General features: G+C 63.3%; 17 protein-coding genes. 15 read left to right on the forward strand and 2 right to left on the reverse strand.

Annotated elements, in window-relative coordinates; translation table 11 throughout:
* Nucleotides 1-81: 81 nt before the first annotated feature.
* From iolG to NLY44_RS23780, 7 genes are all read left to right on the forward strand, one after another.
* On the forward strand, nucleotides 82-1,077 hold the full coding sequence (gene iolG, locus NLY44_RS23750; RefSeq protein WP_023805775.1) for an inositol 2-dehydrogenase: 996 nt from the start codon (nucleotides 82-84) through the stop codon (nucleotides 1,075-1,077).
* Between the two features lie 30 nt (nucleotides 1,078-1,107).
* Nucleotides 1,108-1,902, forward strand: a complete 795-nt coding sequence (locus tag NLY44_RS23755) for an SDR family oxidoreductase (protein WP_023805774.1) — start codon at nucleotides 1,108-1,110, stop codon at nucleotides 1,900-1,902.
* 72 nt (nucleotides 1,903-1,974) lie between these two features.
* A complete protein-coding gene (locus tag NLY44_RS23760) occupies nucleotides 1,975-2,238 on the forward strand; it encodes a type II toxin-antitoxin system Phd/YefM family antitoxin (RefSeq protein WP_023702090.1) in 264 nt (87 codons plus the stop codon).
* A complete protein-coding gene (locus tag NLY44_RS23765; protein WP_023805773.1) occupies nucleotides 2,235-2,657 on the forward strand; it encodes a type II toxin-antitoxin system VapC family toxin in 423 nt (140 codons plus the stop codon). The genes NLY44_RS23760 and NLY44_RS23765 overlap by 4 nt, the downstream gene beginning before the upstream one ends.
* Before the next feature lie 473 nt (nucleotides 2,658-3,130).
* Nucleotides 3,131-4,222 (forward strand): 3-deoxy-7-phosphoheptulonate synthase, encoded by a 1,092-nt coding sequence (locus tag NLY44_RS23770; protein WP_023732717.1) that lies wholly within the window; start codon nucleotides 3,131-3,133, stop codon nucleotides 4,220-4,222.
* Nucleotides 4,223-4,297: 75 nt separating this feature from the next.
* Nucleotides 4,298-4,657 (forward strand): ArsR/SmtB family transcription factor, encoded by a 360-nt coding sequence (locus NLY44_RS23775; protein ID WP_023687408.1) that lies wholly within the window; start codon nucleotides 4,298-4,300, stop codon nucleotides 4,655-4,657.
* Nucleotides 4,635-5,150 (forward strand): SRPBCC domain-containing protein, encoded by a 516-nt coding sequence (locus NLY44_RS23780; RefSeq protein WP_023805772.1) that lies wholly within the window; start codon nucleotides 4,635-4,637, stop codon nucleotides 5,148-5,150. The genes NLY44_RS23775 and NLY44_RS23780 overlap by 23 nt, the downstream gene beginning before the upstream one ends.
* Nucleotides 5,151-5,263: 113 nt before the next feature.
* Here the strand turns inward: NLY44_RS23780 and NLY44_RS23785 are convergent, their stop codons facing one another.
* Nucleotides 5,264-5,899 carry a LysE family translocator gene (locus NLY44_RS23785; protein WP_023805771.1) on the reverse strand — a complete coding sequence of 212 codons (636 nt, stop codon included), beginning with the start codon at nucleotides 5,897-5,899 and terminating at the stop codon, nucleotides 5,264-5,266.
* A 126-nt stretch (nucleotides 5,900-6,025) separates the two neighbouring features.
* On the opposite strand from NLY44_RS23785, the gene NLY44_RS23790 reads away from it, so the two are divergent.
* Nucleotides 6,026-6,724, forward strand: a complete 699-nt coding sequence (locus tag NLY44_RS23790; protein ID WP_023672341.1) for a helix-turn-helix transcriptional regulator — start codon at nucleotides 6,026-6,028, stop codon at nucleotides 6,722-6,724.
* Nucleotides 6,725-6,732: 8 nt separating this feature from the next.
* On the opposite strand, the gene NLY44_RS23795 is transcribed toward NLY44_RS23790, so the two are convergent.
* Complete coding sequence (locus NLY44_RS23795) at nucleotides 6,733-7,842, reverse strand: Gfo/Idh/MocA family protein (protein ID WP_023748282.1); 1,110 nt, start codon at nucleotides 7,840-7,842, stop codon at nucleotides 6,733-6,735.
* Nucleotides 7,843-8,055: 213 nt separating this feature from the next.
* Here NLY44_RS23795 and NLY44_RS23800 point away from each other — a divergent pair, with 213 nt between their 5' ends.
* The 7 genes from NLY44_RS23800 (at nucleotide 8,056) to iolB (ending at nucleotide 15,861) form a co-directional block, all read left to right on the forward strand.
* Nucleotides 8,056-8,901: a MurR/RpiR family transcriptional regulator gene (locus NLY44_RS23800; protein ID WP_023714510.1), complete on the forward strand. Its 846-nt coding sequence runs from the start codon at nucleotides 8,056-8,058 to the stop codon at nucleotides 8,899-8,901.
* 233 nt (nucleotides 8,902-9,134) lie between these two features.
* A complete protein-coding gene (locus tag NLY44_RS23805; RefSeq protein WP_023744934.1) occupies nucleotides 9,135-9,470 on the forward strand; it encodes a hypothetical protein in 336 nt (111 codons plus the stop codon).
* A 249-nt stretch (nucleotides 9,471-9,719) separates the two neighbouring features.
* Nucleotides 9,720-11,654 (forward strand): bifunctional 5-dehydro-2-deoxygluconokinase/5-dehydro-2-deoxyphosphogluconate aldolase, encoded by a 1,935-nt coding sequence (locus NLY44_RS23810; RefSeq protein WP_023805770.1) that lies wholly within the window; start codon nucleotides 9,720-9,722, stop codon nucleotides 11,652-11,654.
* A gap of 33 nt (nucleotides 11,655-11,687) precedes the next feature.
* Nucleotides 11,688-13,538 carry a 3D-(3,5/4)-trihydroxycyclohexane-1,2-dione acylhydrolase (decyclizing) gene (gene iolD / locus NLY44_RS23815; RefSeq protein ID WP_286455401.1) on the forward strand — a complete coding sequence of 617 codons (1,851 nt, stop codon included), beginning with the start codon at nucleotides 11,688-11,690 and terminating at the stop codon, nucleotides 13,536-13,538.
* Nucleotides 13,539-13,683: 145 nt separating this feature from the next.
* Nucleotides 13,684-14,601, forward strand: coding sequence for a myo-inosose-2 dehydratase (gene iolE, locus NLY44_RS23820; protein WP_023805769.1), 918 nt, complete (start codon nucleotides 13,684-13,686; stop codon nucleotides 14,599-14,601).
* A gap of 9 nt (nucleotides 14,602-14,610) precedes the next feature.
* Nucleotides 14,611-14,859, forward strand: a complete 249-nt coding sequence (locus NLY44_RS23825; protein WP_023687401.1) for a hypothetical protein — start codon at nucleotides 14,611-14,613, stop codon at nucleotides 14,857-14,859.
* A gap of 189 nt (nucleotides 14,860-15,048) precedes the next feature.
* Complete coding sequence (iolB, locus tag NLY44_RS23830) at nucleotides 15,049-15,861, forward strand: 5-deoxy-glucuronate isomerase (RefSeq protein ID WP_023805768.1); 813 nt, start codon at nucleotides 15,049-15,051, stop codon at nucleotides 15,859-15,861.
* Nucleotides 15,862-15,997: the final 136 nt, after the last annotated feature.

The following is a 15,997-nucleotide window of genomic DNA, read 5'->3' on the forward strand; positions in this document are numbered from 1 at the left end:
GAAAAATTATCTTGCCACCTTTCTCAAAAGGAAGGTGGAGACACAACTCTCTCGAACCCATCCCCCTAGAGGAAATACCCCATGACTGTTCGTTTCGCCCTCCTCGGTGCCGGCCGCATCGGCAAGGTCCATGCCCGCGCCGTCGGCTCCAACCCGCAGGCCAGACTGGTGGCCGTTGCCGACGCTTTTGAAAAGGCGGCGACCGAGTTGGCAACCGCCTATGGCGCCGAAGTGCGCACCATCGACGCGATCGAGAAGGCCAAGGACATCGACGCCGTGGTCATCTGCACGCCGACCGACACCCATGCCGATCTGATCGAGCGTTTCGCCAAGGCCGGCAAGGCGATCTTCTGCGAGAAGCCGATCGACCTCGACGTCAAGCGTGTCGAGAAATGCCTGGCCGTGGTCGACAAGGCCAAGGCGACGCTGATGGTCGGTTTCAACCGCCGCTTCGATCCGCATTTCGCCGCCGTGCGCAAGGCGATCGACGACGGCGCGATCGGCAAGGTCGAGATGGTCACCATCACCTCGCGCGATCCCGGTGCGCCGCCGATCGACTATATCAAGCGCTCCGGCGGCATCTTTCGCGACATGACCATCCACGACTTCGACATGGCGCGCTTCCTGCTCGGCGAAGAGGTGGTCGCGGTCAGCGCCCATGCCTCGGTTCTGGTCGACAAGAAGATCGGTGAGGCCGGCGATTTCGATTCGGTCAGCGTCATCCTCGAAACCGCGTCCGGCAAGCAGGCCGTCATCTCCAATTCGCGCCGCGCCACCTATGGCTACGACCAGCGCATCGAGGTGCATGGCTCCAAGGGCATGGTCGCCGCCGAAAACCAGCGGCCTGTGTCGATCGAGGTCGCCAATGAGAAGGGCTATACGCGCCCGCCGCTGCACGACTTCTTCATGACCCGCTATCTCGACGCCTACGCCATCGAGATTGCCGCTTTCATCACTGCTGCAACCTCGGGCAAGAAGGCATCGCCGAGCGGCGCCGACGGCCTCGTGGCGCTGAAGCTGGCCGATGCCGCGCTGAAGTCGGCGACATCAGGCAAGACCGTCCGTCTCGACAAGTAAGAACCGGAACCAGGGCACAGGAGCAGAGCGATGAGCACATCCGCCGATCGCAATTCGAACACGCGCGCTATCGTCACCGGCGGCGCGCAAGGCATCGGCTTTGCCGTCGCCGAAGCGCTGGCCGACGAGGGCTGCAAGGCGCTGGCGCTCATCGGCCGTTCGCAGGAGAAGGGCGACAAGGCGGTCGCCCACTTCAACAACGCCGGCGTCGACGCGATCTTCATCAGCGCCGACGTTTCGAAGGTGGCCGACTGCAAGCGTGCCGTCGCCACCGCCGTCTCGCATTTCGGCACCATCAACGCGCTGGTCAACGCCGCAGCCACCTCCGCGCGCGGGTCGCTGGTCGAAACCTCCGAGGAGACCTTCGACCAGATTTTCCAGACCAACGTGCGCGGCCCGTTCTTCCTGATGCAGGGCGTGGTGGCCCATCTCCTGGACCAGAAGGCGCCGGGCTCGATCGTCAACGTGCTGTCTATGTCGGCGCATTGCGGCCAGTCGTTCCTGGCGCCCTATTCATCGAGCAAGGGTGCACTGGCGACACTGACCAAGAACGTCGCCAACGCCTATCGCTCCAACCGCATCCGCTGCAACGCCGTTCTGCCGGGCTGGATGGACACCGAGGGCGAGGACATCGTGCAGAAGAAATGGCACGGCGCCTCCGACGACTGGCTGGCAAAGGCAGAGGCCGGCCAGCCGATGGGCCAACTGGTCAAGCCCGACCAACTGGCGCGGCTGATCAGCTACATGGCCAGCCCGCAATCCGGCGTCATGACCGGCTCGCTGGTCGACTATGACCAGAACGTCGCGGGGACCTCGCCGGAGTAGCTTCAAACCCTGTTGCAGCAACATCGCCATTCCCAAATAGTCATGATAGTCATGATAGTCGCGAGGGATGCGATGCTAACGTCATCCAAAGGCACCAACTGGACGGTTGCCGGGGCAAAAGCCCGGCTCTCCGAGGTCATCGAGCGCGCGCAGTCCTCGCCGCAGACGATCACCAAGAACGGCAAACCAAGCGTGGTTGTCGTCTCGGCCGAGGAATGGCAGCGCAAGATCGCACGCAAGGGTACGCTTGCCGAGTTCCTGCTGGACTCGCCGCTGCGCGGCGCCGATCTCGACCTTGAACGTCAGCGCGACGAACCGCGTGACCTGCCGCGGTGAGACTGCTGCTCGACACGAATGTCCTGTCCGAGGTGACGAGGCCAGCGCCTGTCGCACGTGTCCTGGGCTGGCTGGACGAGCTTGATGAGGACCGCTCCTTCATCAGCGTAGTGTCGATCGCCGAGATCCGGCGCGGCGTCTCTCTGATGGATGAGGGCCGCAAACGCGAGGCGCTGGCCGAATGGCTCGCCCGGGACCTGCCCCAGCGCTTCGAACAGCGGGTTTTGCCGGTGGACGATGCGGTTGCCTTGGCCTGGGGCGACCTGATGGGTTTTGGCAAGCGCCGCGGTCGTGGTCTATCGTCGATGGACGGCCTGATCGCAGCCACTGCGATTGCGCACGAGCTCACCTTGGCAACGCGCAATACGAAACATTTCGAAGGCTTTGGGCTTGAACTCTTCGATCCCTGGACCGCATGAGCCGCTCCGCGTTATACGTGTTGGCGATTGGCGAACCGCCGGCACTTCGTCATCCACGGGCGGAGCAAGGAGCGTGGCGACGCAGCGCAGACCCGAGGATCCATGCCGCGACTTCAGAGCGCTGCTACGGTCCAGAATTCTGCTCCGCCGCACTCCACGGCCCAGGTCACGGAATGGATCCCAGGGTCTCCGCGACGGAGCTTCGCTCCTGCTCCGCCCAGGGATGACGAAATCGCGAGGATTCGGCCCATCCCGAATTGTCTCCGCATACCCCACGTGACAAGCGCCTCGGCATCGACTATATGACGCCTGATGATCAACCTGACCGCCTCGTATTGGTACTTTAGCAGCTCGCTGGCGGCGGGAGGATTGCGCTCGATCTGAAGATTGCAGCAACAAGTCCGAACAGCCGCCAGACCTGGCGGCTTTTTTGTATCAGCCGGCAGGTCTCCTAAAAACAGGAGCAGAAAGCCGTGTTGACCACCACAGACGATCTTCGGGTCAAGGAAATCCGAGAATTGAGTACGCCGGACGAGGTGATGCGGGAGATCCCGCGCACGCTGACGGCAACGCGCACCGTGAGCGCATCACGCAACGCCACCCATGCCATCTTGAACGGCACCGACGACCGGCTGCTTGTCATCGTCGGCCCGTGTTCGATCCACGACCCGGTCGCGGCCGTTGACTATGCCAGCCGGCTGGTGGCGCTGCGCGAGACCCTGTCCGACCGGTTGGAGATCGTCATGCGGGTCTATTTCGAAAAGCCGCGCACGACCGTCGGCTGGAAGGGCCTTATCAACGATCCCGATCTCGACGGCAGCTTCAACATCGACAAGGGGCTGCGGATGGCGCGCAACGTGCTGTCGGCGGTCAACAATCTCGGCCTGCCCTCGGCCACCGAATTTCTCGACATGACGACGCCGCAATACATTGCCGATCTCGTCGCCTGGGGCGCCATCGGCGCGCGCACCACCGAGAGCCAGATCCACCGCGAACTGGCTTCCGGCCTGTCCTGCCCGGTCGGCTTCAAGAACGGCACCGACGGCAATCTCAGGATCGCCGCCGAGGCGGTGAAATCCGCCGCCCAGCCGCATCATTTCATGGCGGTGACCAAGGGCGGACGCAGCGGCATTGCGACTACTACCGGCAATGAGGACTGCCACGTCATCCTGCGCGGCGGCGTTCAGCCGAATTACGATGCGGCGAGCGTCGAGGCAGCCTCGGCCGAACTCGCCCGCATCGGCGTTGCACCCCGGCTGATGATCGACGTCAGCCACGCCAACTCGGCCAAGAAGCCGGAGAACCAGCCCAAGGTGGCGGCGGATGTCGCCGGTCAGGTCGCGGCGGGCGACGAACGCATCATCGGCCTCATGATCGAGAGCAATCTCGTTGCCGGCCGTCAGGATGTCGTGCCCGGCAAGCCGCTCGTCTATGGCCAGAGCATCACAGATGGCTGCATCGACTGGGCGACCACCGAGACGGTGCTGCACGGCCTCGCCGGCGCCGTAGAATGGCGCCGCTCAGCCCGCCGCGCCATGATGGAGAACCGGCCGGGCGCCGCCTGATACGAGGCGATGCGCGGGAAGGACGCTGCGGCTCCCCTTGCACCCCGGCCACCGGTCTGCTAGATACTGAACCATATGGTTCAGTATGCCGACTTGGACTCCTCGTTCGCCGCGCTCTCGGACGCCACCCGGCGTGGCGTTCTGGAGCAGCTCGGACGCGCAGATGCTTCGATCACCGAGCTTGCCGGAAAGTTCCACATGACCCTCACGGGCATGAAGAAGCACGTCGGCGTCCTGGAGCAGGCGGGGCTCGTCACCACGCAGAAGGTTGGCCGCGTGCGGACCTGCAAGCTCGGCCTGCGCGGACTGGAGGAAGAGGCGGCCTGGATCGAGCGGCACCGCCTGCTCTGGGACGCACGCTTCAACGAGTTGGACAAGGTTGTCGAGGAATTGAAACGGAAGGAGAAAGCCGATGCGCCAAAGAACCGAGAGTGAGCCCACGAACAGCCGCACCACGGTCGAACGGAAGTCCGAGCGCGAGCTGGTCGTCACGCGAACAGTCAACGGTCCGGCGCGCATCGTGTTCGAGGCGTGGACCAAGCCCGAGCTGTTCAAGCAGTGGTGGGTGCCGAAGTCGATGGGCATGTTCCTGCGTTCATGTGAGATGGATGCTCGTACCGGAGGCACGTACCGCCTGGTGTTCGGCCACGACGCCTCGGACCTTCACGAATTCTTCGGCAGGTATATCGAAGTGACACCGCACTCACGCCTTGTCTGGACCAATGACGAAGGTGGTGACGGTGGACCCGTCACCACGCTGACCTTCGAGGAAAAGGGTGGCAATACGCTGCTGGTCATGCACGAACTCTATCCCTCGAAGCAGGCTCTCGACGCGGCCGGTACCGGGGCGGCGGATGCGATGGGCGAGACGTTCGAGCAATTGGACGAGCTTCTCGTCGTCTTGGGCGAAGGCGTGAGGCGGTCATGACGTCGTCGATCTCGGGGACGCGGTTGCTGCCGCCCTCGACGACAAAGACCGGGATAGTGATCCGCAAGCGCAGCGCCGAGACGAAGAAACGCGGCGTCATCGCTTGATCGCGATCACGCCATCCTCAGCCCCTCCCAAGCCGTGAACACCGAGACCGCAAACAGCAGCAGTCCGGCCGCGCGGCCCGCAAAAGCGGTCGCCCGCGGGTTGGCCACCAGCAGATTGCGGCTGCGGCCGGCGGTGATGGCGAGCCCGCCATAGATCGCGGCCTGAGTCGCCACCGTCAGCATGCCCATGACCGTCGCCTGCATCCAGATCGGGCCGTAATCCGGCTTCAGGAACTGCGGATAGACGGCAAATATGAAGAGATAGGCCTTCGGGTTGATCAGGCAGGTCACCAGTCCCTGGCGAAAGGCCTTCCAGGCCGTGCGGCTGCCGACGAGCCCGTCATGGCCGACGGTGATGGAACTGCGCATCAGCGAAATACCGATGAAGGCCATGTAGGCGGCGCCTGCTATCAGCAGCGGCTTGTACAGGATCGGTACGAAATGCATCAGCAGGCCGACGCCGATGGCGCCGTTCAGCGTGTGCACGATGCCGCCGACCATGATGCCGGCGGTGGCGGCGAGGCCCCGGTCGCGGCCGCCGGTGAGCGCATTGGCAAGCACGAACAGCATGTCCATCCCGGGTACGATGATGATGCCGGACAGCAGGATAAAGAACAGCCAGAGATTTTCCGCGTAGCTCATGTCAGTTGCCTGTCGCTTCCTGCTGGGGTGCCGTTGAGGAATTCGTTGATTTTCAACCCGATAGGCAGTCCAATAAATCACCCCAACTGACGGGGATGTGTCAGTAGCGTTCATCAGGGAGAGGAAATGCGCAAGGCGTCGCGGCTGTTCGAGATTATCCAGATCCTGCGGCTGGCGCGGCAGCCGGTGACGGCAGCCATGATCGCCGGGCAGCTGGAAGTCACGATGCGTTCGATCTATCGCGACATCGCCGCACTGCAGGCAATGCGCGTGCCGATCGAAGGCGGGCGCGGTATCGGCTACATATTGCGGCCCGGCTTCGACCTGCCGCCGCTGATGTTTTCGATCGAGGAGATGGAAGCGATCGTCCTGTCGCTCGCCCTGCTGGAGCGCACGGGAGACAGCGAACTCAAGCAGGCGGCCAAGCGCGTCAGCGCCAAGATCGCCAGCGCCGTGCCGCCGCCGTTGCGCCAGGCGTTCGACGCCAACGCGCTGCATGTCTGGGGGTTCGCAGCACCGGCAATCGGCACCATCGATCTGGCGCTTGTGCGCCGCGCCATCCGCGACGAGGAAAAGCTCGACCTGTCCTATCGCGACGAAATCGGCCGCGCCTCCGAGCGGCTGATCCGTCCGATCGCGCTGATCTACTATTCAGAAACCGCCAACATCGTCGCCTGGTGCGAATTGCGCCAGGCCATCCGCAATTTCCGCAGCGACCGCATCGCGGATTGCCGGGCGACCGGGCTGCGCTTCAAGGGCGAAGGCGATCGCCTGCGGCAGGTCTGGGTCAGTGGCTGGGAGGCGAACGCTGTCGCTGGCGGCTGAAGCGGATCTTACCGCACATCCACCCAGCGCTTTTCCTCGAACGACCTCGCCATCGCGTGCACGGTGCGCTCGATCTCCAGCCCTTCGGCAAATTCGATGACCCGTGCCGGCTTGCCGGCAAGCCGCGTCAGCAATTCGTGGCACTCGATGATCTTGAGGTCGTTGAAACCTAGCCCATGGCCCGGCGCCGGGAGGAAGGCGTCGTAAGGCTTGTGGTGCGGCGCCACCAATATGGTGCGGTAGCCCTGTTCGGTCGGGCGATCGGCGGTGACGTAGAGCTGGATTTCGTTCATCCGCTCCTGGTCGAACAGGATCGATCCCTTGGAGCCGAAAATCTGTATGGCGATGCGGCCCTTGCGGCCCCAGGCCGAGCGGTTGACCAGCAGCGTGCCGGCAATGCCGTTTTCCAGATGCATCAAAACGCTGGCGATGTCGTAGGTCTCCACCGCACGGCGGCCGCCGCTGGCCAGCTTGCGGTCGACATAGGGTTTGGCCATGTCGCAGATGACTTTTGCGACGCGGCCGAACAGCGTCGACACCAGCGACAGCGGATGCACGGCGAAATCGTCGAGCGCGCCATAGCCGGATGCGGCCTCATGCTTCCAGAAGAACAGCGCTTCCGGATCGGCCATGAAGTCCTCGTCCATCTCGATGCGCAGATGGTTGACCTCGCCGATGATCTTTTCCTCGAGCAGCGCGCCGATGTGGCGGATGGCCGGGCTCTGTATGTAGTTGTAGCCAAGCGCTGCGACCTTGCCGGACTTCTTCGCCGCGGCCGCCATCGCCGCTGCTTCGGCAAAGCTCGGCGCCATCGGCTTCTCGCACCACAGATGCTTGCCGGCTTCGAGAATAGCGATGGCCATCTCCGGATGGAACTGATTGGGCGTGGTCAGCGAGACGATATCGACCTCGGGGTCGTTGACGACGGCACGCCAGTCGCCCGACGCCTTGGCGAAGCCGAACTCACCGGCCTTGCGCTTGGCCAGCTCCTCGTTGACCTCGCCGAGATGGACCAGCTTCGGCTTGGCGACATCGGGAAAGACGGCACCGACGGCGCTCCACGCAATGGCGTGGCATTTGCCCATGAAACCCGTGCCGATAAGACCAACGCCGACCATTTCTTTCTCCCAATACCTGAAGCGATCGATGGATGAATTAGTCCATTTCTTCTCCGAATGGAATGTCTGCCTCATTTTTTATGGCCTTCTTGCGCAGGCTCGCTATGATGGGGCAGAGAGGACGTCACTTGAGTTAAAGAGAGCATGATGTCGTCCGAAAACCGCTGCACACTTTTCGGCATCATGCTCTAGATGAGCTTGGACGGGGCGACGATGGACGAACGGGTACCTCGCGACTTCGAGACGCTGCGCGCCACGATCCTCGATCGCCGTGAAACCTTGCCCAAGCGCATCGCCCAGATCGCCGCCTACGCGCTCGACAACCCTGATGACATCGCCTTCGGCACCGCCGCCAGCATCGCTGCTTCGGCGGGCGTGCAGCCGTCCACCCTGATCCGCTTTGCCCAGCAACTAGGCTTTGACGGCTTCACCAGCTTGCAGCAGGTGTTTCGCGAGCGGCTGCGCGAGCGCAATTCCTCTTATGACGAACGCCTTCAGGCGCTGCGCGCCAAGGCCGATGCGGGTGCTGGACACCGAGCCATCTTCGACGGCTTCGTCGCCGCCGCCAGCACTTCGCTCAACGATATTTCGCGAACGCTCGACGAGGCGCATCTGGAAGACGCGATCTCGCTGCTGGCCAAGGCCGAGACCATCTATGTCCTGGCCAAGCGGCGCTCCTACCCGGTGGCAAGCTATATCGCCTATGCCTTGGGCAAACTGAAGATCCGCAACCAGCTGATCGAATCCGCCGCCGGCCTCAATGCCGAAATGGTCGCCTTCGCCACCCCGGCCGACGCCGTCATCGCCATCAGCTTCTCGCCCTACGCACCGGCCACCATCGAGGAAGCCCGCACCATTTCCGAACAGGGCGTGCCGATCGTCGCCATCACCGACAGTTCGTTTTCGCCACTAGCGCAGTTCGCCAAGGTCTGGTTCGAGGTCGCCGAGGCCGATTTCGCCGGCTTCCGCTCGCTGTCGGCCACCATGGCGCTGGCCATGGCGCTCACCGTCGGCGTCGGCGAGAAGCGGCGCAGCACCGGAAAGAAGCGCAAGGTCTAGGCAATCCCAGAAAAAGGCGTGAAGCGGTTTTCCGTCCGGAAAATGCGGACTTGGGATCTGTGGAAAGGGATCATCCCGTATGCCATGCTAGAACCGAAGTTCATCGAGAATGGTTCATGCATGAATTGGGAACAGATCGCATCGGATTTCGCTTGGGACGGCTCATGGCGAGATATCTACGTTCTGAACACGTCTGAGGCAGATTGGCAGGCCGTCTGGGACATCCTCCTCGAATGGACCCCGCCAATTTCAGTGTCTCCGGCAAGATCGAATCGATGCCATTGGGGGTCGAAGCCGCCCTGGAAAGCGAAACAGACAGCCTACTTTCTTTTTACGTCGGGCCAATCCAGCTTGCATGTCACTTCTTCACCGTTGTCGAAATCGAGTTCGACTTCGATCCTAGGCAAGTCAGCGGAGAAACTGAGATTGAGCACCTTGACCGCTTTGTGCGATTGCTAGGTGACGCTACTGGGAAGCAGGTAACTCTGACGCAGGAAAATGATCAGGAGGCTATCATCGCCCGCTACTCTCCCGACCTTGGGAGTGTGGTCTGGCGTGCTTTTTCATAACCGAATCGTTTTGTCGGCTGGCGGCTTTCCCCCTCAAACTCGTCTCGATCCACATCTGGTTGCGCGGTAACGGGTCTCCATCCTAAGTCTCCAGCAGCCATCGCTCTTCGGCACTTTTAAAGGAAGGAATGCTCATTCCATATTGACTATGGATTGGAATTATTATTTCATATTCCCGGCGCCACGCTGCCGCTCGCGCGTGTCCCCCAACTACGTTGCTCAAGACAACAAGACCGACGGGAGGTTCCAATGAGCGAAGCCGTGGACGCCAAACAGGCGACGCTCGATGTCATCACCATCGGTCGCGCTTCCGTCGACCTTTACGGCCAGCAGATCGGCTCGCGGCTGGAGGACATCGGCTCCTTTGCCAAATCGGTCGGCGGCTGCCCGGCCAACATCTCGGTTGGCACGGCGAGACTAGGCCTGCGCTCGGCGCTGCTCACCCGCGTCGGCGACGAGCAGATGGGCCGCTTCATCCGCGAGCAGCTGCGGCGCGAAGGCGTCAATGTCGATGGGCTCAAGACCGACCAGGAACGGCTGACGGCCCTGGTGCTGCTTTCGGTCGAGAGCGAAGGCGTCTCGCCAATGATCTTTTATCGCAGCGACTGCGCCGACATGGCGCTCGCCGAAGAAGACATCGATGAAGCCTTCATCGCCTCGGCCCGCTCGATCGTCGTCACCGGCACGCATTTTTCCCGGCCCAACAGCGACGCCGCCCAGCGCAAGGCGATCCGCATCATCAAGGCCAAGGGCGGCAAGGTGGTGTTCGACATCGACTACCGCCCCAACCTCTGGGGGCTCGCCGGCCATGCCGAAGGTTTTGAGCGCTATGTCAAATCCGACCGCGTCTCAGCCCAGCTGAAGACGGTGCTGCCCGATTGCAACCTCATCGTCGGCACCGAGGAAGAGATCATGATCGCCTCGGGCGCCGACGATTGCCTGAGCGCGCTGAAGACGATCCGCGCGCTGTCCAAGGCAACCATCGTACTGAAGCGCGGCGCCATGGGCTGCATCGTCTATGACGGGCCGGTCAGCGACGATCTGGAAGACGGTATCGTCGGCAAGGGCTTTCCGATCGAGATCTATAATGTGCTGGGCGCGGGCGATGCCTTCATGTCCGGTTTCCTGCGCGGCTGGCTGGGTGGCGAAGATCATGCGACAGCGGCGACCTGGGCCAATGCCTGCGGCGCTTTCGCCGTGTCGCGGCTGCTCTGCGCGCCGGAATATCCGACCTTCGAGGAATTGCAGTTCTTCCTCAGGAACGGCAGCAAGCACCTCGCTCTGCGCAAGGACGAGGCGATCAACCACATCCATTGGGCGACGACCCGCCGCCGCGATATCCCCTCGATGATGGCGCTCGCCTGCGACCACCGTGTGCAGCTTGAGGACGTCGCGGCAAAGACCGGCGCCGATCCGGCGCGCATCCGCGATTTCAAGGTGCTGGCGGTCAAGGCTGCGGCGAAAGTCGCCGCCGGCCGCGACGGCTATGGCATGCTGATCGACGAGAAGCATGGCCGCGAAGCGATGTTCGAATTCGCCCGCCACCCCTTTGCCTGGCTCGGCCGTCCCGTCGAACTGCCGGGCTCGCGGCCGCTGCGCTTCGAGTTCTCGCAGGACATCGGCTCGCAACTGGTGGAATGGCCGGTCGACCACTGCATCAAATGCCTGTGCTTCTATCACCCCGACGATCCGGCAGCGCTCAAGGAAGAGCAGCAGCAGAAGCTGCGCTCGCTGTTCGAAGCCGCGCGGAAGGTCGGCCGGGAGCTTCTGGTCGAGATCATCGCCGGCAAGCACGGCAAGCTCGACGAAACGACCATCCCGCGCGCCCTGGAAGAACTCTATGCGCTTGGCATCAAGCCGGACTGGTGGAAGCTCGAACCGCAGGCGTCGGCCGGCGCCTGGGCCAAGATCGAAGCGGTGATCCTGAAGCACGATCCCTGGTGTCGTGGCGTCGTGCTGCTGGGTCTCGAAGCGCCGCAGGACGAACTGGAAGCGGCCTTTGCCGCCACCGCCAAGGCGCCGATCGTCAAGGGCTTTGCCGTCGGCCGCACCATCTTCGTCCACGCCGCCGAACAATGGCTGGCGGGCAAGATGACGGATGACGAGGCTATCGCCGACATGGCCGCGCGCTTCGAACAGTTGACCGAAGCGTGGCTTGCCGCGCGTGGCCGTAAAGCAGCATAAAGGCGCGGCAAGAGGACTGCGGAGGAAAACACCATGAGCAAGACAATCCGCCTGACGATGGCGCAGGCGCTGACCCGCTTTCTGAGCAAGCAGATGACCGAGATCGACGGCAGACGAGTGCCCATCTTCGGCGGTGTCTGGGCGATCTTCGGTCACGGCAATGTCGCCGGCATCGGCGAGGCGCTGTACCAGCTGCGCGACGAATTGCCGACCTTCCGCGCCCACAATGAGCAGGCGATGGCGCATGCGGCGATCGCCTATGGCAAGGCCAATTTCCGCCGCCGCTTCATGGCCGCGACCTCTTCGATCGGCCCCGGTGCGCTCAACATGGTGACGGCGGCGGCGCTCGCCCACGTAAACAGGTTGCCCGTCCTGTTTTTGCCGGGCGATGTCTTCGCCAACCGCATCCCCGATCCGGTGCTGCAGCAGGCCGAGGACTTTTCCGACGGCACCGCGACGGTCAATGACTGCTTCCGTCCGGTGTCGCGCTATTTCGACCGCATCACCCGTCCCGAGCAGATCATCCCGGCATTGGCGCGGACCATGCAGGTGCTGACCGATCCGGCGGAATGCGGCCCGGTGACGCTGTCGCTCTGCCAGGACGTGCAGGCCGAGGCCTATGACTATCCCGAGAGCTTTTTCGCCGAGCGCGTCTGGCACCAGCGCCGGCCGCGTCCGGACCGGCATGAATTGGCGGCGGCGGTCACCGCGCTGAAGGGTGCGAAAAAACCGCTGATCATCGCCGGCGGCGGCGTGCTGTATGCGCAGGCTTCGGACGAACTGGCGAAATTCGCCGAGAGCGCCGGCATTCCGGTCTGCGAGACGCAAGGCGGCAAGTCCTCGCTGCCCGACACACATCCGCTCAACATGGCGGCGGTTGGCGTCACCGGCACGTCCGCGGCCAACCGGCTGGCCGAGGAAGCCGATGTCGTGCTCGCCATCGGCACCCGCCTGCAGGATTTCACCACCGGCTCGTGGGCGCTGTTCAAGAACTCCGGCAAGACCATCATCGGCCTCAACGTGCAGCCTTTCGACGCCGGCAAGCACCGCGCGCTGCCGCTGGTCGCCGATGCGGCCGAAGGGCTCGCCGAACTCGGTGCTGCGCTGGGGAACTGGAAAGCACCGGCGACATGGACCGACAATGCGACCCAAGGCAAGAAGGCTTGGCAGGCCGAAGCCTCCAAGGTGACGGCGTCGACCAACGCCGCCTTCCCGTCGGACGCGCAGGTGATCGGCGCCGTGCAGCGCGCGCTGGGATCCGGCGTGACCTTGCTGAACGCGTCGGGCGGCCTGCCGGGCGAGTTGCACAAGCTCTGGCAGGCAGGCGCGCCCGGCTCGTACCATGGCGAATATGGCTTCTCGACCATGGGCTACGAGATTGCCGGCGGGCTCGGCGCCAAGATGGCCAAGCCCGACCAGGAGGTCGTCGTCATGGTCGGGGACGGCTCATACCTCATGATGAATTCCGAAATCGCCACGTCGGTGATGCTCGGCCTGAAGCTGACCATAGTGGTGCTCGACAACAGGGGTTATGGCTGCATCAACCGGCTGCAGATGGCCACCGGCGGCGCCAACTTCAACAACCTCCTGAAGGACGCGCGCCACGAGATCCTGCCCGACATCGACTTCGCCGCGCATGCGGCGAGCATGGGCGCTATTGCCGAGAAGGTGCCGTCGATCACCGGCCTGGAGACCGCGCTGCAAAAGTCGAAAACCAACGACCGCACCACCGTGCTGGTCATCGACACCGACCCGCTGATTTCCACCGATGCCGGCGGCCATTGGTGGGATGTCGCGGTGCCGGAAGTCTCCGCACGGCCGCAGGTCAACGCAGCCCGCAAGGCCTACGACGAAAAGCGGCAGATGCAGACAATCGGCGATTGATGTACATGCACCCGGCCCCTACCTCCCCCTTGTGGGGAGGTCGGACCGAAGGTCCGGGTGGGGGTCTGGCGCCGCACCCCACCTCGCTGCTTCGCAGCGACCCTCCCCACAAGGGGGAGGGTGAACAAGAAACCGGAGCTAAAACTTGAAAGCCAAACTGGGCATGTCCCCCATTGCGTGGTGGAACGATGATCTTGCCGAACTCAGCGACGACGTCTCGCTGGAAGAGTGCCTGCGCCAGTCGCGCTCGGCCGGCTTCACCGGCATGGAAATGGGCCGCCGCTTTCCCAATGACCCCGAAATCATGCTGCCTATCCTGAAAAAGGCCGACGTGACGCTGTGCGGCGGCTGGTTCTCCGGCACGCTGGTCGATGAGGACATGGGCAAGAACAAGGATCGCATCCAGCCGATGATCGACCTGTTCAAGGCGGTGAATGCGCCTTGCATCGTCTATGGCGAGGTCGGCCGCTCGATCCAGGGTGATCGCTCCAGGCCTCTCGCCACGAAGCCGAAATTGTCCAACGACGAGATGAGGGCCTATGCCAGGCGCCTCACCGAATTCGGCGAATGGTGCGCCGAGCAAGGCATGCCGCTGTCCTATCACCATCACATGGCGGCGGTGGTCGAGACCGAGCCGGAGCTCGATGCCTTCATGCGCCATTCCGGCGAAGGCATTCCGTTGCTGCTCGATGCAGGGCATCTCGCCTTTGCCGGCGGCGACGTGCTGCGCGCCATCGACAACCACCACAAGCGGATCAGCCATGTCCATGTGAAGGATGTGCGCATGGGCGTGATCGACGGGCTCGACCGCACAAAGCAGTCCTTTCTCGACGCCGTGGCGCTCGGTGCCTTCACGGTGCCTGGCGACGGTTCGCTCGATTTCGGCGCCATCGTGCAGCGCTTCGCCGACCATGGCTATGAAGGCTGGTTCGTCGTCGAGGCCGAGCAGGACCCGAAGAAGAACCCGCCGCTCAAGATGGCGCAGGTCGGCCACAAGGAATTGATGCGGGTGATGACGGCGGCCGGCTACACGGTGGAAACGCAGGGTTTTCCCAATGCCTGAGGCGATCCGATGAAGGATTACGAGCACCCGTTCTTCCGGCCGCTGTGGCGGCGCGTTGCCGTCGTCGCCGTCTGCGTGATCTGGGCCGGAATAGAATTCGCCTCCGGCACCCCATTCTGGGGCATCATTGCGCTCGGCTTTGCCGCCTACGCCGTCTGGCAGTTCTTCTATCTTTACAAGCCGGTGGAGGAGAGCAAGGCTGCGCCTGATCGACCGCAGACCGGCGAAGCGAAGGCGGACGCCGAACCGAAGGAATGAAGCGGCCGCGGCTCGGAAGGGCTTGCGGGTCGGACACTCGACACCTGGCGTATCGCCTACGTCGGTGATTGCCGGAACGTCCCTCGCTTCGTCATCCTAGGGTCTTCGCGACGGAGCTTCGTTCCTGCTTCGCCCTAGGATGACGAAGTTGAGAGGCCGACCTCGAAGACTTGCGATAGGAGACAAAACATGTCGAAACTGCTCGTCAAAGCCGACAAGGGCCATGGCCGCGTCGCCCATGTCACGCCCAAAAGCGCCGGATGGACCTATGTCGGCTTCGACCTGCACCGGCTGAAGCCGGGCGAGACCGCATCCGGCAAGACGCAGGATCGCGAAGTCTGCCTGGTGTTCGTCACCGGCAAGGGCACGGCAAAGGCCGGCGGCCAGGAACTCGGCCTGCTCGGCGAGCGCATGTCGCCCTTCGAGGGCAAGCCGTGGTCGGTCTATATTCCGGAGGGTTCGGACTGGTCGGTCAGCGCCGACACTGATCTCGAACTCGCGGTCTGCTCGGCGCCGGGCCTGGGCGGCGGCTTGCCCGTTCGCGTCACCGCACCCGACGACCTCGGCCAGGAGACTCGGGGCAAAGGCACCAACACGCGCTACGTCACCAACATATTGCCCGAGGGCAAGCCCGCCGACTCGCTGCTGGTGGTCGAGGTCATCACGCCCGGCGGCCACACATCGAGCTACCCGCCGCACAAGCACGACCAGGACAATCTGCCGGCCGAATCCTATCTCGAGGAAACCTACTACCACCGCCTCAACCCGCCGCAGGGCTTTGCCTTCCAGCGCGTCTACACCGACGCCGACAACACCGGCGCCCGCGAGCTGGACGAAGCCATGGCGATCGAGGACGGCGACGTCGTGTTGGTGCCCAAGGGCTATCACCCCTGCGCCGCCTGCCACGGCTACGACCTCTATTACCTCAACGTCATGGCCGGGCCGACGCGGACATGGAAGTTCCACAACGCGCCCGAGCACGAGTGGCTGATGAAGGCCTGACCGCCTCTGTCTTTCAGGTGAAGTTATTGGTCCAGCAGGAAAAAATCGTCGGCTAACGATCCATGGGGTCGATTTGCCTTCGAAAACCCGCATAAGCTTCGTCAATCCGTCATGGAAATCACTTATGGCAGCGGGC

The sequence above is a fragment of the Mesorhizobium sp. C089B genome, assembly GCF_030323125.1.
Taxonomy (GTDB): domain Bacteria; phylum Pseudomonadota; class Alphaproteobacteria; order Rhizobiales; family Rhizobiaceae; genus Mesorhizobium.

What these genes read in the sequence shown, in the direction of transcription:
- NLY44_RS23810 (WP_023805770.1), top strand. Translation starts at nt 9,720, where the DNA reads ATGAGCGAAGCCGTGGACGCCAAACAGGCGACGCTCGATGTCATCACC.
- NLY44_RS23785 (WP_023805771.1), bottom strand. Translation starts at nt 5,899, where the DNA reads ATGAGCTACGCGGAAAATCTCTGGCTGTTCTTTATCCTGCTGTCCGGC.
- NLY44_RS23790 (WP_023672341.1), top strand. Translation starts at nt 6,026, where the DNA reads ATGCGCAAGGCGTCGCGGCTGTTCGAGATTATCCAGATCCTGCGGCTG.
- NLY44_RS23825 (WP_023687401.1), top strand. Translation starts at nt 14,611, where the DNA reads ATGAAGGATTACGAGCACCCGTTCTTCCGGCCGCTGTGGCGGCGCGTT.
- NLY44_RS23780 (WP_023805772.1), top strand. Translation starts at nt 4,635, where the DNA reads ATGCGCCAAAGAACCGAGAGTGAGCCCACGAACAGCCGCACCACGGTC.
- iolD (WP_286455401.1), top strand. Translation starts at nt 11,688, where the DNA reads ATGAGCAAGACAATCCGCCTGACGATGGCGCAGGCGCTGACCCGCTTT.
- NLY44_RS23775 (WP_023687408.1), top strand. Translation starts at nt 4,298, where the DNA reads ATGGTTCAGTATGCCGACTTGGACTCCTCGTTCGCCGCGCTCTCGGAC.
- NLY44_RS23755 (WP_023805774.1), top strand. Translation starts at nt 1,108, where the DNA reads ATGAGCACATCCGCCGATCGCAATTCGAACACGCGCGCTATCGTCACC.
- NLY44_RS23795 (WP_023748282.1), bottom strand. Translation starts at nt 7,842, where the DNA reads ATGGTCGGCGTTGGTCTTATCGGCACGGGTTTCATGGGCAAATGCCAC.
- NLY44_RS23800 (WP_023714510.1), top strand. Translation starts at nt 8,056, where the DNA reads ATGGACGAACGGGTACCTCGCGACTTCGAGACGCTGCGCGCCACGATC.
- iolB (WP_023805768.1), top strand. Translation starts at nt 15,049, where the DNA reads ATGTCGAAACTGCTCGTCAAAGCCGACAAGGGCCATGGCCGCGTCGCC.
- NLY44_RS23805 (WP_023744934.1), top strand. Translation starts at nt 9,135, where the DNA reads ATGGACCCCGCCAATTTCAGTGTCTCCGGCAAGATCGAATCGATGCCA.
- iolG (WP_023805775.1), top strand. Translation starts at nt 82, where the DNA reads ATGACTGTTCGTTTCGCCCTCCTCGGTGCCGGCCGCATCGGCAAGGTC.
- NLY44_RS23760 (WP_023702090.1), top strand. Translation starts at nt 1,975, where the DNA reads ATGCTAACGTCATCCAAAGGCACCAACTGGACGGTTGCCGGGGCAAAA.